The organism is Vibrio halioticoli NBRC 102217 (genome assembly GCF_000496695.1).
Classification (GTDB): domain Bacteria; phylum Pseudomonadota; class Gammaproteobacteria; order Enterobacterales; family Vibrionaceae; genus Vibrio; species Vibrio halioticoli.
The window spans coordinates 1-21,836 of sequence record NZ_BAUJ01000067.1 but is presented as its reverse complement, the minus strand read 5'-3'; the positions used below and the strand labels follow the sequence as shown (position 1 = coordinate 21,836).

Genomic DNA, 21,836 nt, shown 5'->3' with positions numbered 1-21,836 from the left:
CAGCATGATGCGTAAACGCTCTCACTTTAGAGATCATAAATTTGAAGCTCGATTATTTGGTAATCGAGCTTTAGTCGCTTTCATCGGTATTTTATTACTGATTGGCGTACTTATCGGCAACCTTTACCATATTCAGGTAAACCAGTTTAAAGATTATCAAACCCGCTCCAATGACAACCGCATCAAGATTGTGCCTATTGCGCCAAACCGCGGTTTAATTTACGACAGAAATGGCATTGTACTGGCCGAAAACAGACCCGTTTTCTCCCTTGAGATCACTCCAGAAAAAGTCTCTGATCTGGATGAGACCATCCAGCGCTTACAAAAGCTGTTTCCTATTTCTGAAGATTCTATACATCGCTTTGAACGCGATCGCAAACGCACACGACGCTTTAAATCCGTACCGCTACTCAATCAGCTAACGGAAAAGCAAGTGGCGATATTTTCGGTGCATCAGCAAGATTTTCCTGGCGTGGAAGTCAATGCCACCTTAAAACGCTTTTATCCTTATGGAAAAATTCTGACGCATGTGCTCGGTTACGTCTCACGGATTAATGACCGAGATTTACGTCGTCTAGCGCGCGCTGAAAAACTGCAAGAATATCGCGCCACACACGATATTGGTAAGTTAGGTATCGAACGTTATTACGAAGATACCCTGCACGGTAAGCCCGGTTATCAGGAAGTAGAAGTCAACAGCCGAGGTCGCGTTATCCGCACCTTAAAATATGAACCACCGATCCCTGGCAGTGACATTGTTCTAAATATCGATATTAAATTACAAAGCTATTTATTCAAGTTATTGGATAAACGTCGTGGCAGCGCCGTCATTCTAGACCCTCACACAGAAGGTGTGCTGGCAATGGTTTCTAGCCCGAGTTACGACCCGAATGCTTTTGTTAATGGCATATCAGGTAATGACTATCGCGCCCTATTAAATGACATTAATCGCCCGCTGGTAAATAGAGCGACTCTTGGCATCTATCCACCGGCCTCTACGGTGAAACCGTTTATGGCTGTGGCAGCATTACAAGAAAAAGTCATCACTCCTAAAACCACTCGTAATGACCCAGGATACTGGCGTATTCCTAATTCTAAAACCCGTCCATTTAGAGATTGGTTGCGTTGGGGACACGGCGTAGTGGATGTCAATAAAGCACTCGAAGAATCGGTGGATACTTTCTTCTACCAAGTTGCTTATGATTTAGGTATCGACCGCATATCCACTTGGATGCAAGAGTTTGGATTTGGTGACTACACTGGCATCGATATCTTTGAAGAGAGTAAAGCGAATATGCCGACTCGTGAATGGAAAAGATCTCGCCACAAAACCCCTTGGTATCAAGGTGACACCATCCCTGTTGGTATCGGTCAAGGATATTGGACGGCAACGCCGTTACAAATTGCAAAAGCAACCTCAGTGTTGGTCAATGAAGGCAAAGTAATGGCGCCGCAGTTACTGCGCTCGACCATTCATCGCACAGACGATAATAAAACCGTCGAAGAGTTTAAACAGCCAGAGCTTTACCCGCCAATTACTGGGGTTAAAAAAGAGTTTTGGACTATCGCTAAACACGGTATGTATTTGGTTAACCACGGTAAACGAGGCACTGCACGTCGCGCCTTCTACGGTTTGCAATATAAGAGCGCGGGGAAATCGGGTACTGCTCAAGTATTTGGTCTTGCCGAAGACCAAAAATACAACGCTGATGAAATTGCCGAGCACTTGCGCGATCACGCCTTATTTACAGGGTTTGCTCCGTATGAAAACCCAAAAGTTGTGGTAACAGTAGTACTGGAAAATGCCGGTGGCGGTTCAAGTCACGGCGCCCCAGTAGTAAGACAGATATTTGACCATATGTTATTAGATAAAAACTCTCACTATATTGGGCCTGACAAATGAAACTAGATCCAGAAACAGGCAAAAACCGCTCCCTATTTGAGCGCATGCACTTAGATCTCCCCTTAATCTTGGGCATCTTAGTTTTGATGGGATGTGCTCTAGTCATCATGTATAGCGCCAGCGGTCAAAACCTTGCCATGATGGAACGCCAGATGATGCGCATGTTGTTGGCTCTGAGTGTGATGGTGGTGATGGCGCAAATTACACCCAGAACTTATGAAACACTTGCTCCACTGCTCTTTACTGGAGGCTTGATCCTACTATTAGGCGTTATCTTCTTTGGTGAAGCCTCCAAAGGGGCGCAGCGCTGGCTCAACCTTGGCTTTATCCGCTTTCAGCCATCGGAATTAATGAAACTTGCCGTGCCACTGATGGTGGCGCGCTATATTGGTAATCGCCCACTGCCTCCTAGTTTTAGAGTGTTAGTCACTTCACTAGTGTTGGTGATGCTACCGACCATTTTAATCGCAAAACAACCGGACTTAGGCACCTCGATATTAATCGCAGCCTCAGGCATTTTTGTTATTTTCCTAGCCGGTATCAGCTGGAAAATCATTCTGTCGGCGGCGATGGCGGTCGGGGCATTTGTCCCTATCTTGTGGTTTTTCTTGATGCGGGAATATCAAAAAGTCCGGGTCCGAACTCTATTTAATCCTGAGTCCGATCCCCTCGGCGCAGGCTACCATATTATTCAAAGTAAAATCGCCATTGGTTCTGGTGGTTTAATGGGTAAGGGTTGGTTGCATGGCACTCAGTCACAGCTAGAATTTCTACCCGAGCGCCACACTGACTTTATCTTTGCCGTTATTGCCGAAGAGTGGGGCTTAATTGGTGTAAGTGCCCTACTTTGTATCTATCTCTTTGTTATTGGGCGCGGCCTTTACCTTGCTAGCCAAGCACAGACCGCTTTCGGTCGCATGATGGCAGGCAGTATTGTACTAAGCTTCTTCGTGTATATTTTCGTAAACATGGGGATGGTGAGCGGAATTTTACCTGTTGTTGGCGTTCCACTGCCTTTAATCAGCTATGGTGGTACTTCCATGGTGACCTTGATGGCCGGCTTTGGCATCTTGATGTCTATTCAAACCCATAGAAAAATGCTTTCAAAGGCAAATTAATGCAATTATTTAAAAGTTTAATACTGGCTATTCCCCTGATGATCCTTGCTGGATGTTCAGGTTCAAATGAAGATAGATATGCGATATCACAAGATGTGGCACCGGATTCACCAATCACTTTACAGCATATTGAAGATGCAACTCCGCGCTATGAACCTTACAGTTTAGGTGGAAACAAAGATTACACTGTACGTGGCAAATCCTATTCTGTGATAAATAATCCGCAGGGTTTTAAGGAGAAAGGTAAAGCGTCGTGGTATGGCAAGAAATTTCATGGCCATTTAACCTCTAACGGCGAAACTTATGACATGTACTCAATGAGTGCAGCGCATAAAAACCTGCCTATTCCTAGTTACGTCAAAGTAAAAAATTTAGATAACGGCAAGACAGCTATCGTGCGCGTCAACGATAGAGGCCCTTTCCATGAAGGTCGAATTATTGACCTGAGTTACGCTGCAGCGACTAAGCTTGGAGTAATACAAACTGGCGTGGCAAACGTAGAGATTGAATACATCTCCACTAAACCAGAACCGAATGGAAACAAAACGTCGAATACTCATCCTCGCTATATCATTCAAGTGGCGAGCCTTGGGAATGCCACTTCGTCGAAGAAGTTATCCGATCAACTTGCTAGTGAGTATAAGCAACCTAGCTATGTAGAAAAGAACAATAGCATCAATAGAATTTTTATCGGCCCGATTGATAACGCAATGACGGCACAAGAAATTCTAAAGAAAATACAAAAAAATGGACATCCGAGCGCTTTTATTAAAAAGCACAAAGCTGAATAATGCCAATCACAGTAATTAAGTGATCAGACACAGAGTAGGAAAAACGTCGTTATCCAGCGTTTACCCTACTCGCATGATACGTTAATTACTATGATTGATATAATTCAGAAACGGATTAAAAATCACTCTTTGGCGAGCATAGTAGCCGTATCTCTGGTTTAGGTTTAGACTATTGATTTGGCTACTATATAAACAGTTTTGCCTTCACTTTGGACATTACACAATACAGATGAAAAAAATAACCCAATCACTCAAATCTCTTGCTGTAACGAGTGCTTTAGCGTCAATTGCATTTAGTGCAGTTTCGCAAGCAGCACCAATAGTACTACCTGATGCACCGCAAATTGCAGCGAAGGGCTACGTGCTGATGGATTTCAACTCAGGTAAAGTCATCGCTCAAAAAGAAGCTAACACTAAGCTTCACCCTGCGAGCTTAACTAAGATGATGACCAGTTACGTTATCGGCCAAGAGCTAAAACGCGGTAACATCTCTAAAGATGATGAAGTTGTTGTCAGCAAGAATGCATGGGCGAAGAACTTTCCTGATTCATCAAAAATGTTCATCGAAGTAGGCACTACGGTTACTGTTGATAAACTGAACCACGGCATTATCATCCAATCGGGTAACGATGCATGTGTGGCTATGGCTGAGCACGTTGCGGGTTCAGAAGATGCATTTGTTGATCTGATGAATGCATGGGCTAAATCTATCGGCATGAAAAATTCACACTTTGCGAATGTTCATGGTCTGGATAACGATGGCTTATTCTCAACACCTTACGATATGGCGCTACTAGGCCAAGCATTGATTCGTGACGTGCCAGACGAATACGCAATTTACTCGCAAAAACAATTCACTTACAACGGCATTACCCAATACAACCGTAACGGTTTGCTTTGGGATAAGAGCATGCACGTTGATGGTATCAAAACTGGCCACACTAGTGGTGCAGGATACAACTTAGTCAGCTCTGGTACAGAAGGACAAATGCGTCTGGTTGCCGTAGTGATGGGAACTAAGAGCTCTAATGCTCGTAAAGCAGAAAGTAAAAAACTACTCAACTACGGATTCCGTTTCTTTGAAACTGTTGCTCCTCACAAAAAAGGTGAAGTGTTCGCTGAAGAAAAAATCTGGATGGGTAGCCAAGACACAGTCAAACTGGGTCTAGCTGAAGACACATACGTGACTCTTCCTCGTGGCGTAGCTAAAAACCTAAAAGCAAGCTTCGTACTGGATAAAGAGCTTAAAGCACCGATCAAGAAAGGCGATGTAGTTGGACGCGTATTCTACCAAGTTGATGGTCAGGATATTGCTCAATACCCATTACTTTCTTTAGAAGACGTCAATGAAGGTGGTCTATTTAGCCGTCTGATTGACTACCTAGTACTGCTGTTTAACAGCTGGTTCTAATATAAAGCACTAAGAGACACAAAAGGAAGCTACTGCATCAGTGGCTTCCTTTTTTATTGGATGCTAGCTTGATATGTAGCCAACCCGACCTCATATTGAGTTTTTAGCTCATTCAAAGTAACATGCGCGCCTTGAATGACCCTTTCACACCATTTTCATTTGGAGTCGCAACCATGCAAGAGCAGCCAAAACTGAAAGACCTGTTGGAATTTCCGTGTACATTTACCTATAAAGTAATGGGTTATGCTAAACCAGAACTGCCAGACCTAGTGCTGGAAGTTATCCAACGTCATGCTCCTGGCAACTACAGCCCTTCAATCACGCCAAGTGGCAAAGGTACTTACAACGCTATTTCTGTAACGATCACCGCTACTTCAATTGAACAAGTTGAAATCCTATATAAAGAGCTGAGCGATATCGAAATCGTACGCGTAGTTCTTTAGTAGTAGTTAACAGCTTATTATCGACCGACGTCTAAGCTATTGATCTTTAAGTGATGCTTATCTTAGCTAGGTCTTTAATCATACAAATATAGCAAGATCCTCTTTTTCTAGTAGAAATAGCAGCAACTTGCTAGTAATGTGCCTACATCGATATAGATGGTTCAGGGAAATAACGAATTGCCTAGCGACATAGCAAAACAAGAAACTACCACGCCATTCTCATTGGTAAACCGATTGGAAATTCATCATCTTGGCCTTCAAGACTACGAGCCAGTATTTGATCGAATGCACCAATTTACCGATGAACGTGACGAAAATACGGTTGATCAGGTTTGGATTGTTGAACACAACCCAGTCTTTACACAAGGTCAAGCAGGTAAAGAGGAGCACCTCCTCAATACTGGTGACATCCCTGTTGTAAAAAGTGATCGTGGCGGACAAGTGACCTACCATGGTCCCGGTCAAATGGTGGTGTATTTCCTACTCAATCTACGTCGACGTAATTTAGGTGTAAGGAAACTCGTTACACATATTGAAGATATCGTGATACAGACCCTAGCTAAGCTAGGTATACAGTCTGCGGCTCGTCCTGATGCGCCGGGTGTCTATGTTGACGGCAAGAAAATCTGTTCACTTGGACTGAGGATCCGTAAAGGTTGCTCCTTCCATGGGCTTGCTTTAAATATCGATATGGATCTCTCTCCTTTCCTACGCATTAATCCATGTGGTTATGCGGGCTTGGAAATGGCTCAGGTTGCTGACTTCACCACCGAAGAGCAACGTACAAATATTCAAAGTATTCTAGTAAAGGAACTCAGCGTCCTACTGGGGTACACAGACGTAATAGAAATGGCAGAAAGCGATGAGTAAACCAATTCAAATGGAAAAAGGCGTTAAATACCGTGACGCAGACAAAATGGCACTGATCCCAACCAAGACAGTACCTGTTGAGCGCAGTGAAGTGCTCCGCAAACCTGAATGGATGAAGATCAAACTACCTGCCGATAGTCAACGTATCCAAGACATTAAGTCTGCAATGCGTAAAAACAATTTAAACTCAGTCTGTGAAGAGGCTTCATGCCCGAACTTGGCTGAATGTTTTAACCACGGTACTGCTACCTTTATGATTTTGGGTGCAATCTGTACTCGTCGTTGTCCTTTCTGTGATGTTGCCCATGGCCGTCCGGTAACACCTGAAGCCAATGAGCCACAAAGACTTGCTCAAACTATCAAAGATATGAAGCTTAAGTACGTGGTTATTACCTCTGTGGATCGCGATGATCTACGTGATGGTGGTGCAAAACACTTCGCTGATTGTAATGCTGAAATCCGCAAACTTAGCCCTAACATTCGTATTGAAACTCTGGTTCCTGATTTCCGTGGTCGTATGGATAAGGCACTGGATGAGCTAAAACTGAACCCACCTGATGTGTTCAACCACAACCTTGAAACAGCGCCACGCCTGTATCGTCGAGTTCGCCCTGGTGCCAACTACAAGTGGTCTTTAGAATTGCTACAAAAATTCAAACAGCAACATCCAGATGTTCCTACTAAGTCAGGACTGATGATGGGACTGGGTGAAACCAAAGAAGAGATCGTTGAAGTGCTTAAAGATCTTAGAGCGCACGGCGTCACTATGCTTACTCTAGGTCAATATCTTGCGCCAAGCCGCCATCACCTTCCGGTTGAGCGTTACGTGCCACCAGCAGAGTTTGATGAGCTAAAAGAAATTGCGCTTGAACTAGGCTTTACTCACGCCGCTTGTGGCCCATTTGTACGTTCATCGTACCATGCTGATATGCAAGCAAAAGGCGAAGAAGTTAAGTAACTCTTTTCTATTGCGCACACTATTGCCCGAACGATTACGTTTATTTATGACTTGTCAGGCAACAAGTGACAAAAGCACTCAATTCGAGTGCTTTTTTGCTTTCTGGAGTATCCCAATTATGCTTATAACAATCACAGTTATTAACTGAACGAAAATAGCGCCAGAAAACGCCGTTAGTGCGCGTTTTACCACGCTAGGATGTTCAATTAATGGCTAAGATACCGTAAAGGAATGCTTAATTTTATAAGGGAGGTCGTTTCATGCGACTCATAGTATGCGCCGTGTTAACTCTGTTTATTTGGGGTTGTGCTGATAAAAATACACAAGAAGACAATTATTTAGATGCTTCATTTGAATTATGTAACACTGAAGTTTCGCTCTACTCTGTCAGTGATGATGGCAAAGTACGCATCATCTGCGCCGATGGCTCCAAGTTTGCTTTAAATAACGAACAAACATTAGAAATAATGCGCGACATTAACGTGGATTATTGTTCCGGTGAAGGGCTGTCAAAGTTCAATGAAAGCCGCCGATACTATACTTTCCGTTGCAAATCGGGGACTCAACTGAGTATCAATAAAAACCAATAATTAGCTTGGTTTAACGGATATTAGAAAGGCCATGAAGTGTAAGGCATTGTGCTTTGGTGGTGCTCATACCAAAAGGAACTCGTAGGAGTTCCTTTTTAATGCTCTGTAGGTTTTTAAGTTTGTTCTTTTTAACGACAGATAGGGGATGTTAGCAAACTCACTTTTATTCAGAGATGTGTTGGGGCGACTAGCGCTAACTCATCTTTGCCCCAAAATAAGCTAGAACAGGGTTTAATTTGATTTCAAAACCTGCAATTTAAATTGCTTTTCCCCTACCAAAATTCTAACTAGTAGAGAAAATTTGATAAGCCACTACAGTACGACCAGAAGTATCTAAGTGAATCTTTAGGTCAGGGGTATATAACGTCGCCAAAAAGGAGAACAAAGCCCAATAAATTGTTCATTCTTTATCTGATTTGTCACCACTACTATTTACATCTAAAAAATTCTGAGACGTATACATGAAAATAATAAGCAAGACACTAGAGGTAATGGCAAGAGATCATGACGGATTGATTGAACGAGATGGGGTGGTTTGTCGATGAAAAATGTAACCCTAACTGTATTAACTGTAGCTGCTCTCTCTGGTTGTGGTGGATCTTCTTCAAGTCCAAGCAAAAAAATTGACGAGACCCCAAAGAGTGTTGCCGTAGAGCATCAAGTCGATATGAAGATGGATGTTGAATCCATTTCTAATGAGTCGCGGCCAGAGGTATTAGGAATAATCGATGGCACGTACGAAACATTTAATGGTCAGGAGCTTCCACCCCAAGATTCTTACAACAATTGGGAGGTTAATTATTCAGACCTTCGAATGGATAACAAGAAAACTGGTGATAAAGGTCGAGTTAGGGCCGTAGGGAATGGCGATGGAACATATGAAATTACATACTGGGACGCGAACGAATACCAGTGGAATGATAGTACAACATTCGTTCTTAATGCCAGTGGTAATAACGACTGTGCCAACGGTAGTTCCTATCAGTACAATACAAAGGCTGTTACTGACGACGATGGTGTTACATTCCAACAAAGAGAGTTTGTTGATGTTCGCAATAATGTATGGCTTGGTGATAAGTGCCGAATGATGATTGTTCAGGGAACTATAAACACATTTTCAAGCGGCCTAGAGGAAAACGTAACAAAACAGTACATAGTAGAGTTTGATAAAGATACTAAAATAACTGCATTCTTAGAAATAGGTTATTCGTACAACATGCATCCATATAAAATTGTGAGCGGCCAACGAGTAGATTCACCATTATCATTATTTGAGAAACAACCTGAATTGTTCTTTTACTCTCAGAAATTAAAATGAACATAGCGCAAAATAAGATGTTTACACTTAGTCATGTTTAAAGAGTGATGAGGGTATACACCCCTCATTCTACGAGTCTCAACAAGGGTTCGATTGATAAGTAAGTAAACTCATTTTTGCCCCATTCCTTGTTTCGACTTGTTTATATCACACCAACCTATTGCTTCATTTGACTAAAGTATCCTAATACCAGTAGCCTGAGCACTTGATTGAGGAAAACTAGACTAAACGGCTCGCAAAAATGAAACCGATTGAAAAAAATAAAGCTCAGAAGCTCGTTAAAAAGTTGGAATCTGGTAACTTCGATGAAAACGATGTTGATAATCTTTTTATGAGGTTAAGAGCTTACTCTCAGGGCAATAGGCTATTTCGAGAAGTGGCCGACTTTGTTGCGCATAATGATGAGAGAAACAGAGGTATTGCTAACGAGTCACTTGAGGCTTTCTACTTGAGTTTCAAGTTTTTTCAAGAATATACCTCCCCTAAAAAGTCCCTCGACATCACCAGTCCTTTTCCACTTTACATAAAAAAACTGATGAAGTTTCAGATTGATAAGTGCAAAGAAAGTGACCTCAAACAGAAATTTAATGTCAGTAAGAAACGGCTTAAATGTAGGCTAGATAATATCTTCGCAGAAGATAAAAAGAAGCAAGTTGTTACTATGAAAAAAGGCAAGATGTCTGAACAGACATTTCGAGCCATTCAGCACATCCTTAGCTTTATAGGTAGCCAACCTGCTTTTGAACATACGGAAGTAGTGTCTGAGCTGCTGAGAGTTATTAAAGCAAATAAGCTAGTAGTAGAGGATGCGGAATTCTTAAAGCACTCTGACAGGATCGTAATTTGTGTGATGCTTCTTTTGCACGAAGCAAAGTTTGAATATGGTGCCCACAAGCAAGGGTATTGCCGTATTTCATGTGAAAAAACATCTATTTCTCATAATCAAGTGTTCGTTGATAAAGATGGGAATCCAGTAGAGCATGACGAGTCATTTGGTAAACTTCAGGTTCTTGGTTACGTAGTATTGGATAAGGATGGGAAAGACTTAACGATTTGCTATCCACTTATGACAACGACATTAGATACTGAATTCTGGTGTGATGATCATATGTTTGTTATTGAACCTCTTACTGAAACTCATCCACATTACTTACATAAAAAGGCTTTATTTGACGCACCACTATACTTCACAGATGACGGCAAACTTGGGGTTATCCAAGACTGATTTCCATCCTGATTAGCCAGCCTAGGATGTTGAAAGCGAAGTTTGCCATGCCTTACTTAATCCGTGTTTTGCTAAATTAAACAAACACTCTAGCAAGGTTTTGTCCAATAACGAGTTAGAAAGCTGTGCCAAAGAGTAGGACTTAGAACAAATATCTGTCCGAGAAAGCAACGCCTCAATGAGTCTGATAACTATACATTAAGGCGTTTTGAGCGCAATTACTCGGTTAAAGCACCACAAAAGCGCAATGCCTTACATGAAGTGGATACTTTTTTTTATTTGCCATGTAACCAAATCAGGTAAAATAAAGCACTTCTAGCCTTTCAATTGGAATACGATGAACCCTTTACTTCGATATGTTCAAGGTTATCCCGAACATATAGTGACGCCTGTTAGCCAACTAATCGAGTCAGGCAATCTCAAAAAATGGTTTGAGCAGCGCTACCCTACCCAACATAGTATCAAACATGAAAAAGCCCTGTTTGAGTACACGATGCAGATTAAAAACCGTTTTTTAAAGAAAACAGCGCCGCTGAGTAAAGTTATCTATGACAACAAAATTCATCTCATCAACAATGCGCTGGGTTTGCACTCTTATGTACAACGAGTACAAGGCAGTAAAGTAAAATCTAAGAACGAAATTCGTATCGCTAGCGTATTTAAAAATGCGCCTGAGCCTTTATTGCGTATGTTGATCGTGCACGAACTGGCGCACCTCAAAGAAAAAGAGCACAACAAAGCGTTTTACGCTTTGTGCTGTCATATGGAACCGAACTATCACCAACTTGAGCTCGATGCGCGTTTATTTATGATCTACCTAGAAAGCTAAGTCGCTATCTTGCTCGCAATAAAAAAGCGAACCGTTAAAGGCTCGCTTTTGTTTTCACTATCGTTTTGTCCGTTATGCGTAAACAGGTTTACGCTTACAAATCTCTAGTACTTTCGCTTTAGTTGCTTCAATAACAGACTCATCACCTAGGTTGTCTAGGATGTCACACATCCAGCCCGCAAGGTTTTTCGCGTCTTCTTCAGTGAAGCCACGACGAGTGATTGAAGGTGAACCTACACGAATACCCGATGTTACAAATGGGCTGCGAGGATCATTCGGTACCGAGTTTTTGTTCACGGTAATGTTCGCAGAGCCTAGAGCAGCATCGGCTTCTTTACCTGTGATGTCTTTATCAATAAGATCAACAAGGAACAAGTGGTTCTCAGTAGAGCCAGATACAATGTTGTATCCACGCGCTAAGAACTCAGCAACCATTGCTTTTGCGTTAGCAACAACGCGAGCTTGGTAATCTTTAAATTCTGGCTCTAGTGCTTCTTTAAAGGCTACCGCTTTACCCGCGATAACGTGCATTAGAGGGCCACCTTGACCGCCAGGGAATACCGCTGAATTCAGTTTCTTGTACAGCGCTTCACCTTCGTTAGAAAGGATTAAGCCGCCACGAGGGCCTGCCAGAGTTTTATGCGTTGTAGTTGTTACAACGTGCGCATGTGGAACTGGGTTAGGGTAAACACCTGCTGCAATAAGACCTGCAACGTGCGCCATATCAACGAAGAAGTAAGCGTCCACTTTGTCAGCAATTTCACGCATACGAGCCCAATCACACACTTGTGAGTAAGCAGAGAAGCCACCGATGATCATCTTAGGCTTGTGTTCAACAGCCAGTGCTTCCATTTCTTCATAGTCAATTTGACCATTCTCATCAATACCGTAAGGGATGATGTTGTATAGCTTGCCAGAGAAGTTAACTGGAGAACCGTGAGTTAAGTGACCGCCGTGTGCAAGGCTCATACCTAGAACAGTATCACCTGCATTGAGCAACGCCATGTAAACAGCATTGTTGGCTTGTGAGCCAGAGTGTGGCTGAACGTTCGCGTAATCTGCACCAAACAATTCACATGCACGTTCGATAGCTAAAGTTTCAACTTTATCAACATACTCACAACCACCGTAGTAACGCTTGCCCGGATAACCTTCGGCGTATTTGTTAGTTAGCTGTGAACCCTGTGCTTCCATTACCCGTGGGCTTGTGTAGTTTTCTGAAGCGATAAGCTCAATGTGCTCTTCTTGGCGCACTGTCTCTTCTTGAATAGCGGCAAATAGATCCGCATCGTAATCAGCGATGTTCATATCACGCTTTAGCATCTGTATCTCCTGACTCAGATTAAACTGTAAATAGCTAAAAAAGCCATACAATGACTAAACGCAAACGTTTTCGTCACGGCAATGGCGGCATTTTACCGAAATAAATTTGTATCACAAATTCTTTTTGTCCCTGTTTCTTATAGGTATATTTACCTAATTTTCCTACAGAATAAAGGTCTAATATGGGATTATCTTATTTGAGGTCTTCAACTTTACACCGTGTAAATTGAAAATTACACGATGTTAACAACAATTTCGGCCAAACTGTTCGATAAAAGATAACTAACTCTTAATTTTGTGAAACGCAATTTAATGCGAAATTATCGATTTTTTTGACGTTTCGACAGTAATGATCACTGCAATTACGTTGAGAAGTTGTATTGAATTGTAGATAGTTAGTGGTTGATGAAGGGAGCGCTATTTATCGGATACAAGTTTGGATATAGCGAAAAATCTGCTAGATAAAAATACGCATGATTAAAAATACAGACAAAACAGGCTTTGACATAATCAAAGCCTGAACAATCATTTAACTTACAAAGCTAAGCGACTTAATGACTAAGTCGTTCTACTGCTGTGCTAAATAGGCTGGTACGTCTTTAATACTATCGAGTACAACCGAGGCAATGGCTTCACCTTTGTCAGTAACCGGCTTACCCGTACGCACTAAAATCTTAGTTTTAACACCCGCAGCTTCTGCAGCCATAAGATCTTCTGCTTTATCACCAACCATAACCGAGTTTTCCATATCAATGTTTAGAAAATCTCGCGCCGAGATAAACATACCCGGCTTAGGTTTGCGACAGTCACAATCTTGTTTGTATTCACCGATACCGTGTTCAGGATGGTGTGGGCAATAATAGATACCATCAAACTCCACATCATGATCAGAGAAATTCCAATCCATCCACTGTGTTAACGATTCAAATCGCTCTTCGGTGAACTTACCGCGTGCAATGCCCGATTGATTGGTCACTAGCACTAGCATATAACCCATTTTTTGTAGCTGTTCTGTCGCTTCAAAAACTCCAGGAATATATTCAAAATCATGCTCATCATGGACATAACCATGATCAACATTAATGACACCATCACGATCCAAAAAAACAGCGGGTTTAGACACGGTAAATTACTCTGCATTGTTTGCTTGATATGGGGATAATTATCGCACGCTTTGGAATCACTCGCACCTACGTTTTCAGCTTTAGACGTCTAGACGTAAAAATATCTATTGACTTCATTCTGTGAACTATCTAGCATCTCTGGAAGATTTTAGATCCTCTCCCTAATCAAGCAGGCTTTTTGATGATAGAGATTAAGCAAGTTAACAAGGTATTCTACCAAGGCAAAACCGCAATCAATGCCTTGAAAGATATCAATTTAACCATCGGCAAAGGCAATATCTTTGGTGTTATTGGTTCTTCTGGTGCCGGTAAAAGTACTCTAATTCGTTGTGTAAACATGCTTGAAGCACCGACCAGTGGCGAAGTTATCGTTGATGGTATCGATCTGACTAAGTTATCTAAAAAAGAATTGTCAGAAGCACGCCGCAACATAGGTATGATTTTTCAACACTTTAATTTGCTTTCATCTCGTACTGTGTTTGAAAACATCGCATTGCCGTTAGAGCTTGCGGGTAAAGACAAACAATACATCGAAAACAAAGTGGTTGAGCTATTAGGTCTTGTTGGTCTGGCTGACAAACGTAATACCTACCCTGCCAATTTAAGTGGCGGTCAAAAACAACGTGTGGCAATAGCGAGAGCGCTTTCCAGTGACCCTAAAGTATTGCTGTGTGATGAAGCCACCAGCGCACTTGATCCTGCGACTACGCAATCTATCCTTGCGCTATTAAAAACCATCAACCGTCAACTGGGAATTACCATTTTAATCATCACCCACGAAATGGATGTGGTGAAAAACATCTGTCACGAAGTGGCGATTATTGGTGGTGGCGAACTGGTCGAAAAAGGCACTGTGGGCACTATTTTTGCGCACCCTAAAACAGAGCTGGCCCATCAATTTATACGCTCTACACTTGATCTCTCTATTCCAGAAGATTATGAATCACGCCTGCAAAAAGAGCGCTGCGAAGGAAGCTACGCTTTAGTTCGCTTAGAGTTTACTGGCGCCAGTGTGAATGCACCGGTTATCAGCCAAATTGCACGTAAATTCAATATTGATATTTCTATTCTAAGTTCAGACTTGGATTATGCTGGCGGCGTTAAGTTCGGCATGATGGTCGCAGAAGTGTATGGCGATGAAGAATCCTACGATGCGGCTATTAACTATCTTCAAGAACAAAAAATTAAAGTCGAGGTTCTAGGCTATGTCTTATGATGTATTTGCTGACTGGTTCAGCGCAAATAACAGCCTTTTGCTCAAGGCAACATGGCAAACACTTTATATGGTGGCGTTTTCAGGCATTGTTGGCTTTTTAGTTGGTATCCCGCTAGGGGTTATTCTGCACACCACCAAACGTGGTGGTCTATTAGAAAGCCCGCGCCTTAACTCTGTATTAGGCGCAATCATCAATATTGGTCGAAGTGTTCCATTTATTGTATTGATGGTAGCTATAATCCCATTAACGAAACTACTAATTGGTACTTTTATCGGTACTACAGCAGCTATCGTTCCTTTGACCATTGGCGCAATCCCATTTGTGGCACGCTTAATTGAAGGCGCACTGTTAGAAGTTCCAAGTGGGCTGGTAGAAGCGGCGCAATCTATGGGCGCTACGCCACTGCAAATTATTACTAAGGTACTGCTTCCAGAAGCGCTACCAACCATCATTAACTCTGTCACCATTACGTTAGTTACCTTGGTTAGCTACTCGGCAATGGCAGGCACTGTTGGCGGTGGCGGTCTAGGTGATGTTGCCATTCGTTACGGTTTCTACCGCTACGATATCATCATCATGGCTGTGACTATTGTTATGCTCATTATATTAGTGCAAATCATTCAATCTGTGGGTGACGCACTGGTTAGTAAAGTTGACCACAGATAAGAAACGAAATATTACACGGAGAAACTCATGAAATTTAATCTTAAGCAAATTTTCACGGTTGCAGTAGCGGCTTCAGCGCTAATCCTTGCTGGCTGTGGTGATAAAGAACAAGACAGCAACAAGATCAAACTGGGCGTTATGGCTGGTGCTGAAGCACAAGTTGCTGAGATTGCGGCTAAAGTAGCGAAAGAAAAATACGGCCTAGATGTTGAGCTAGTAACTTTCACAGATTACGTTACACCAAACGCTGCTCTTGATGATGGTTCTGTTGATATCAACGCATTCCAACACAAACCATACCTAGACCAACAAATTGCTGATCGTGGTTACAAACTAGCTATTGCTGGTACTACATTTGTTTACCCAATCGCGGGTTACTCTAAAAAAATCAAATCTATTGATGAGTTGAAAGAAGGCGATCGCATCGCAGTACCAAACGATCCAACTAACCTAGGTCGTTCACTGCTTCTTCTACAACAACAAGGCATTATTGAGCTACGTGAAGGCGCAGGTCTGCTAGCAACAGTTCGTGATATCACAGCAAACCCTAAGAAAATCGAAATTGTTGAGCTAGAAGCAGCGCAACTAACTCGTTCTCTAGACGATATGACTCTTGCTATCATCAACAACACATTCGCAAGCTCTATCGACCTTACTCCACAACGTGACGGCATCTTTGTAGAAAGCAAAGAATCTCCATACGTAAACCTTATCGTTGCTCGTGAAGAAAACGTAAACAGCGAAAACGTTAAAAACTTCGTTAAAGCGTACCAAACTGACGAAGTTTACAAAGCTGCTGATGAAATCTTTAAAGGTGGCCTAGTTAAAGGTTGGTAAGACCTTTTTTAAAGTAATACCTTTTCTTGAAATAATAAAATTACTTTAAGCCTCCTCTTTTAAGCGCCATTCTTTGAATGGCGCTTTTTTCGTTTTAGCCCTAACCGTTACCGTTAATTAAATATAGTTAAACACCTATAAAACCAAATGCTTACGCACCAAATTTAATAGATGTTGATAAATCTAATCTTGCAAAGAACACAGCGAATACGAGATAGGATAATCTATTGGGGCAATGCTGCGACAAGGAATCAATAAGGAATGTTGGTAGTTGCTCGTTGCTAAACTCCAGAAGAAAATGGTCAGCTATCGCTGACCATTTTTTCGTTTAGACTTTCTGTTTAAATATCTCGACCCTATCTACCCTAAGGTGTGTAGAAAGTGGCGGCTCCCGGCCCTACCGGTAGGCCAAATACAAATACCCACACGTAGAATAAAATAGACCAGCCAAACAAGAAGCAAATCGAATACGGCAACATGGTCGATATCAAAGTGCCTATCCCTAAGTTTTTCATATAGCGCGTCGCCACAGCCAATATTAAGCCAAAGTAACTCATCATAGGCGTAATGATGTTCGTTGTGGAATCACCAATACGATACGCCGCTTGAATCGTTTCTGGAGCGTATCCAACTAGCATTAACATAGGTACAAAAATAGGTGCGGTCACCGCCCATTGTGCCGATGCTGAGCCAATCATTAAGTTAATAAACCCGCACATCAAAATGAACGCAAAGAACAACATTGGGCCTGTTAAGCCAATGGTTTGTAAAAATTCCGCGCCAGCAACGGCAAACACTTGCCCAAAATTAGTCCACTTAAAGAAGGCGACAAATTGCGCGGCAAAGAACACCAGTACAATATACAGCCCCATCGACGACATCGACTTCGCCATCGCATCAATCACGTCACGATCGTTTTTCATGGTGCCCACTACGCGCCCATACACGAAACCTGGGATGGCAAAGAACACAAAGATAAATGCCACGATACTCTTCAAAAATGGAGAGCCTGCCACAAGGCCTGTCTCAGGGTGACGCAGTGCGCCCCATTCAGGTACTACAGTCAGCGCTATCAAACCACTAACGGCGAGCACAGCAACAGCGGCAAATTTAAGACCGCGCTTCTCTTCAGGCTTTAGTGCGCCCATGCTGTCATTGGAGAGATCTTCTGATGCTTCTTCATCATTGTATTTGCCCAATTTAGGCTCAACGATTTTCTCAGTCACAAATGCACCAGTGATCGAGATGAAGAAGGTTGAAACAAACATAAAGTACCAGTTTGATTCAGGACCTACCGAATAGTTAGGATCAATCATCTGCGCCGCTGTTTCGGTGATCCCTGATAGCAATGGATCAACCGTACCGATCAGTAGATTGGCTGAATAACCGCCCGAGACACCCGCAAATGCGGCGGCTAGTCCGGCTAATGGGTGACGACCTAAAGAGTGAAAGAGCATTGCCGCAAGTGGAATTAACACTACATAGCCAAGCTCAGAGGCGGTGTTTGAGATGATACCGGCAAAAACAACCGTCACGGTCACCATACGCTGTGACGCGTTCATCACCAAGCCACGCATTGCCGCAGACAACATGCCAGAGTGCTCAGCAATAGCAACACCTAGCATTGCCACCAACACGGTGCCTAGTGGGGCAAACCCAGTAAAGTTGGTGACAAGGTTAGTCACGATCAAGCGCAGCCCTTCACCATTAAGCAGGCTAACAACTTCAATAATGCCATCGGCACTGCGACCTGCTGCTCCTTCTGGGCGAGGGTCAATAACTGAGACGTCAAAATATCCAGCAATGCCCGATAGGACTAAAATACCCACACAAAAAAGAGCAAATAAGGTGATTGGGTGTGGTAGTAAGTTTCCTAGGTATTCAACGGTATCTAAAAAACGAGTAAACAACGGCTTTTTAGGCGGTTGTTGTGTCTGTGAAGCAGATGTATTCACCTGAGTTCTCCTTTAATTATTTTTATATTCCTTTTTGCTCTCAAGCGCTGCTGTATGCAGCGTATGACGCGTTATTCCTAGAGCGCGACAAAAAGGAGGCGGAAACATACATGAGTGGCTATAAATTGAAAAGATGACGCAGTTATGACAAGTTACATCAGCACGCTAAACGGTGCCTTTCACCACAATATTTAAAGGGATTTATTGCAAAAAAAACTTTAATAATTAACAAGTAAGCGCCGTTTATATTCAGTTACAAATCAATGCATCATTTTCAGTATATGTTTGTAATAAAGTGATGCAGAGCTTACATTGCTAAGAAGGAACACCCTGTCAGGTGAACGTTTCTCAGCAACTAGTTCTCGAAATCCAGATATTGTCGACGCTCAAAATTAACTCTAGGAATGAACAACAATGCACACTATTTCGCCTATCGGCACTATACGTACTCCATATAAAGAGAAATTTGCGATTCCTAGACAGCCGAACCTTGCGCCAACAGTAACCACCGAACTGCATCTTGTCGGAGAAGCCAATACCGAAGCCTCGGTGCGTGAGTTAAAGCAATTTTCACATTTATGGCTGTTGTTTCTATTTGACCAAAATATAGAATCCGGTTGGAAACCGACCGTGCGACCACCTCGTTTGGGGGGAAATGAAAGAGTGGGTGTGTTTGCCAGTCGCTCAACATTCAGACCTAACGCAATTGGCATGTCCGCGGTAGAGCTCATCGATGTGGAACTGCAACAAGGACAAGTGGTCATCAAACTCGGTAATGTTGATCTTGTAGATGGCACCCCGATTATCGACATCAAACCTTATATTCCGTACTCCGATAGCATTCCTGATGCCATTGGAGGCTACGCCGATTCAGCGCCAAACCCAGTCGATGTACACTTTTCTGCTGCGGCAGAAGCGGTTTTACAACAGCACCAAGACGGCCGCTATCGCAGACAAGCGTTGAGTGAAATTTTGGCGCAAGATCCCAGACCTGCTTATAAAAAAGGCAAACCTGATCCCAAAACGTATGCGGTGAGCTTATTTGAATGGAACGTTAGCTTTATCGCTACTGATAATTGCATTGCAGTGCAGAACATTGCCCCTTTAGCACAAAGCGATTGACTGTTATTATAGAGGCTATTTTTAGGGAAATAACTCCCTAACATCTCTATAAATCTACAACGGAAAGCATCAATGCGTACCAGTAAATACCTAGTTTCTACATTGAAAGAAACGCCTAACGACGCAGAAGTAGTTAGCCACCAGCTAATGCTTCGTGCAGGTATGATTCGTAAATTGGCCTCAGGCCTTTACACTTGGTTGCCCACAGGCTTACGCGTATTGCGTAAAGTGGAAAACATTGTTCGAGAAGAAATGGACAATGCAGGGTCAGTTGAAACCCTAATGCCCGTTGTACAACCCTCTGACTTGTGGGAAGAAACTGGCCGTTGGGAAAAATTTGGACCAGAACTACTTCGTATTAAAGACCGTAACCAACGTTCATTCGTATTAGGTCCAACTCACGAAGAAGTGATCACGGATATGATTCGTAACGAGGTGAAGTCTTATAAGCAACTGCCTCTAAATCTATACCAGATCCAAACTAAATTCCGTGACGAAGTTCGCCCACGTTTTGGTGTGATGCGCTCTCGTGAATTCATCATGAAAGATGCTTACTCTTTCCACCTAGACCAAGACAGCCTAGATGAAACATACGCTGAAATGCACCAAGCATACTGCAATGTCTTCAACCGTATGGGATTGGACTTCCGTCCAGTACTGGCTGACACAGGTTCTATCGGCGGTAGCGCTTCACATGAATTCCATGTACTGGCAGAAAGTGGCGAAGATTTAATTGCCTTCTCAACTGAATCTGATTTTGCGGCTAACATCGAAAAAGCAGAAGCTATTGCACCTACTACTGAGCTGGCGGCGCCAACTCAAGAAATGACTTTGGTGGATACGCCAAACGCGAAAACCATCGCTGAGTTAGTTGAGCAATTTGAACTGCCAATCGAGAAAACAGTGAAGACTTTATTCGTTAAAGCCTCTGAAGAGTCTGAGTTTGAGATCATTGCACTAATTATCCGTGGCGATCACGAACTCAACGAAATCAAAGCTGAGAAACTGCCACAAGTGGCTGAACCACTAGAAATGGCCGGCGAAGAAGAAATTCGCGCAGCCATTGGCGCAGGCCCAGGTTCTCTAGGTCCAGTTGGTCTAAAACTGCCATTCATCGTTGACCGTAGCGTAGCGGTAATGAGCGACTTTGGCGCAGGTGCAAACGTAGATGGTCAACACTACTTTGGCATCAACTGGGGACGTGATGTTGAGCTTGCTCAAGTTGAAGACTTGCGTAACGTAGTGGAAGGCGATCCAAGCCCATGTGGTAAAGGTGTTATCCAACTAAAACGCGGTATCGAAGTGGGTCATATCTTCCAGCTTGGTAACAACTACTCTAAATCTATGAACGCGACAGTTCTGGATGCAAATGGTAAGAGTGCTATCGTTGAAATGGGTTGTTACGGCATTGGCTGTACTCGCGTAGTAGCAGCGGCTATCGAACAAAACCATGACCAAAACGGCATCATCTGGCCAGAAGCCATTGCACCGTTCCAAGTGGCGATTGTGCCAATGAACATGCACAAATCTGAACGAGTAAAAGAAGCAGCAGAGAAACTTTACGCAGACCTAACGGCGCAAGGTATCGAAGTGCTATTTGATGATCGTAAAGAGCGCCCTGGCGTTATGTTCAAAGATATCGAACTTATCGGTATTCCGCACACGGTAGTTATCGGTGATCGTAGTATGGACAACGGCCACTTTGAATATAAAAACCGTCGCGATGGCGAAAAAGTACCTGTAGAAATGGACAACATCGTTGCTCATCTACAAGGTCTACTAAAGTAAGCCTTTGCGCTATTGCTCTCCTTGTTTGGGGAAGAAGCAAATTCTAATAAAGGCAGCTTCGGCTGCCTTATTCATTTCTGGAGAAGATGATGAAAATCTATGATTGTTGTGAACTCATTCGTGAGTTGTATGCTCAAATTGGTAGTGGTGATCAAGGCTATATTCCGCAAGCGATCACTTGCGCAATCAAAACGCTCAATGACGTTGCGGGAGATGTAACACTTCCTAAAGAGATTCGTGAACGAGCGGCATTTGCAGCTGCAAATTTACTTATTTCTGATTTTGAAGATTAATATTTTCTTTATTAAATAAAACACAGGCAGTTTATTATATAAATAAACTGCCTGT

Annotated in this window: 20 protein-coding genes; 17 read left to right on the top strand and 3 right to left on the bottom strand. The window is 42.7% G+C overall.

The genetic code is table 11. The annotated features are described in order from the left end of the window. The first annotated feature begins 4 nt into the window (after nucleotides 1-4). The 11 genes from mrdA to VHA01S_RS15960 all read left to right on the top strand — a co-directional run bounded on the left by mrdA (nucleotide 5) and on the right by VHA01S_RS15960 (nucleotide 11,456). Nucleotides 5-1,903 (top strand): penicillin-binding protein 2, encoded by a 1,899-nt coding sequence (gene mrdA / locus VHA01S_RS16010; RefSeq protein WP_023405386.1) that lies wholly within the window; start codon nucleotides 5-7, stop codon nucleotides 1,901-1,903. Next, nucleotides 1,900-3,021 (top strand): rod shape-determining protein RodA, encoded by a 1,122-nt coding sequence (gene rodA / locus VHA01S_RS16005; RefSeq protein ID WP_023405385.1) that lies wholly within the window; start codon nucleotides 1,900-1,902, stop codon nucleotides 3,019-3,021. Before mrdA ends, rodA begins: the two co-directional genes overlap by 4 nt. After that, on the top strand, nucleotides 3,021-3,812 hold the full coding sequence (locus tag VHA01S_RS16000; RefSeq protein WP_023405384.1) for a septal ring lytic transglycosylase RlpA family protein: 792 nt from the start codon (nucleotides 3,021-3,023) through the stop codon (nucleotides 3,810-3,812). The genes rodA and VHA01S_RS16000 overlap by 1 nt, the downstream gene beginning before the upstream one ends. 229 nt (nucleotides 3,813-4,041) lie before the next feature. Continuing rightward, a complete protein-coding gene (locus VHA01S_RS15995) occupies nucleotides 4,042-5,223 on the top strand; it encodes a serine hydrolase (RefSeq protein ID WP_023405383.1) in 1,182 nt (393 codons plus the stop codon). Between the two features lie 173 nt (nucleotides 5,224-5,396). Then, nucleotides 5,397-5,666 (top strand): DUF493 family protein YbeD, encoded by a 270-nt coding sequence (ybeD, locus tag VHA01S_RS15990; RefSeq protein ID WP_023405382.1) that lies wholly within the window; start codon nucleotides 5,397-5,399, stop codon nucleotides 5,664-5,666. A gap of 222 nt (nucleotides 5,667-5,888) precedes the next feature. Beyond that, nucleotides 5,889-6,536, top strand: a complete 648-nt coding sequence (gene lipB, locus VHA01S_RS15985; RefSeq protein ID WP_039971199.1) for a lipoyl(octanoyl) transferase LipB — start codon at nucleotides 5,889-5,891, stop codon at nucleotides 6,534-6,536. Next, nucleotides 6,529-7,494 carry a lipoyl synthase gene (gene lipA, locus VHA01S_RS15980; RefSeq protein ID WP_023405380.1) on the top strand — a complete coding sequence of 322 codons (966 nt, stop codon included), beginning with the start codon at nucleotides 6,529-6,531 and terminating at the stop codon, nucleotides 7,492-7,494. Before lipB ends, lipA begins: the two co-directional genes overlap by 8 nt. Before the next feature lie 260 nt (nucleotides 7,495-7,754). Beyond that, nucleotides 7,755-8,084, top strand: coding sequence for a hypothetical protein (locus VHA01S_RS15975; RefSeq protein WP_023405379.1), 330 nt, complete (start codon nucleotides 7,755-7,757; stop codon nucleotides 8,082-8,084). A gap of 541 nt (nucleotides 8,085-8,625) precedes the next feature. Next, nucleotides 8,626-9,402 (top strand): hypothetical protein, encoded by a 777-nt coding sequence (locus VHA01S_RS15970; RefSeq protein ID WP_023405378.1) that lies wholly within the window; start codon nucleotides 8,626-8,628, stop codon nucleotides 9,400-9,402. A 241-nt stretch (nucleotides 9,403-9,643) separates the two neighbouring features. Next, the gene (locus tag VHA01S_RS15965) at nucleotides 9,644-10,627 is read left to right on the top strand and encodes a hypothetical protein (RefSeq protein ID WP_023405377.1); all 984 of its coding nucleotides are present in this window, start codon (nucleotides 9,644-9,646) and stop codon (nucleotides 10,625-10,627) included. Nucleotides 10,628-10,964: 337 nt separating this feature from the next. Next, complete coding sequence (locus VHA01S_RS15960; RefSeq protein ID WP_023405376.1) at nucleotides 10,965-11,456, top strand: M48 metallopeptidase family protein; 492 nt, start codon at nucleotides 10,965-10,967, stop codon at nucleotides 11,454-11,456. A 72-nt stretch (nucleotides 11,457-11,528) separates the two neighbouring features. On the opposite strand, the gene glyA is transcribed toward VHA01S_RS15960, so the two are convergent. Together glyA and gmhB are read right to left on the bottom strand one after the other, a co-directional pair. Further along, on the bottom strand, nucleotides 11,529-12,779 hold the full coding sequence (glyA, locus tag VHA01S_RS15955) for a serine hydroxymethyltransferase (protein WP_023405375.1): 1,251 nt from the start codon (nucleotides 12,777-12,779) through the stop codon (nucleotides 11,529-11,531). 568 nt (nucleotides 12,780-13,347) lie between these two features. Continuing rightward, nucleotides 13,348-13,902: a D-glycero-beta-D-manno-heptose 1,7-bisphosphate 7-phosphatase gene (gene gmhB, locus VHA01S_RS15950; RefSeq protein WP_023405374.1), complete on the bottom strand. Its 555-nt coding sequence runs from the start codon at nucleotides 13,900-13,902 to the stop codon at nucleotides 13,348-13,350. Nucleotides 13,903-14,084: 182 nt separating this feature from the next. On the opposite strand from gmhB, the gene metN reads away from it, so the two are divergent. The 3 genes from metN to VHA01S_RS15935 are packed head-to-tail and all read left to right on the top strand — an operon-like array spanning nucleotide 14,085 to nucleotide 16,623. Further along, nucleotides 14,085-15,119, top strand: a complete 1,035-nt coding sequence (metN, locus tag VHA01S_RS15945) for a methionine ABC transporter ATP-binding protein MetN (RefSeq protein ID WP_023405373.1) — start codon at nucleotides 14,085-14,087, stop codon at nucleotides 15,117-15,119. Continuing rightward, a complete protein-coding gene (locus VHA01S_RS15940; RefSeq protein WP_021714767.1) occupies nucleotides 15,109-15,786 on the top strand; it encodes a methionine ABC transporter permease in 678 nt (225 codons plus the stop codon). The genes metN and VHA01S_RS15940 overlap by 11 nt, the downstream gene beginning before the upstream one ends. A gap of 27 nt (nucleotides 15,787-15,813) precedes the next feature. After that, nucleotides 15,814-16,623, top strand: coding sequence for a MetQ/NlpA family lipoprotein (locus tag VHA01S_RS15935; protein ID WP_023405372.1), 810 nt, complete (start codon nucleotides 15,814-15,816; stop codon nucleotides 16,621-16,623). Between the two features lie 365 nt (nucleotides 16,624-16,988). Here the strand turns inward: VHA01S_RS15935 and VHA01S_RS15930 are convergent, their stop codons facing one another. Continuing rightward, nucleotides 16,989-18,578: an AbgT family transporter gene (locus VHA01S_RS15930; protein WP_023405371.1), complete on the bottom strand. Its 1,590-nt coding sequence runs from the start codon at nucleotides 18,576-18,578 to the stop codon at nucleotides 16,989-16,991. 414 nt (nucleotides 18,579-18,992) lie between these two features. Between VHA01S_RS15930 and tsaA the strand changes: the two genes are divergently transcribed. The 3 genes from tsaA (at nucleotide 18,993) to VHA01S_RS15915 (ending at nucleotide 21,781) form a co-directional block, all read left to right on the top strand. Then, nucleotides 18,993-19,700 (top strand): tRNA (N6-threonylcarbamoyladenosine(37)-N6)-methyltransferase TrmO, encoded by a 708-nt coding sequence (gene tsaA / locus VHA01S_RS15925; RefSeq protein ID WP_023405370.1) that lies wholly within the window; start codon nucleotides 18,993-18,995, stop codon nucleotides 19,698-19,700. 72 nt (nucleotides 19,701-19,772) lie between these two features. Further along, nucleotides 19,773-21,488, top strand: a complete 1,716-nt coding sequence (locus VHA01S_RS15920) for a proline--tRNA ligase (RefSeq protein WP_023405369.1) — start codon at nucleotides 19,773-19,775, stop codon at nucleotides 21,486-21,488. Between the two features lie 89 nt (nucleotides 21,489-21,577). Beyond that, nucleotides 21,578-21,781: a YaeP family protein gene (locus VHA01S_RS15915; protein ID WP_023405368.1), complete on the top strand. Its 204-nt coding sequence runs from the start codon at nucleotides 21,578-21,580 to the stop codon at nucleotides 21,779-21,781. Nucleotides 21,782-21,836 lie beyond the last annotated feature (55 nt).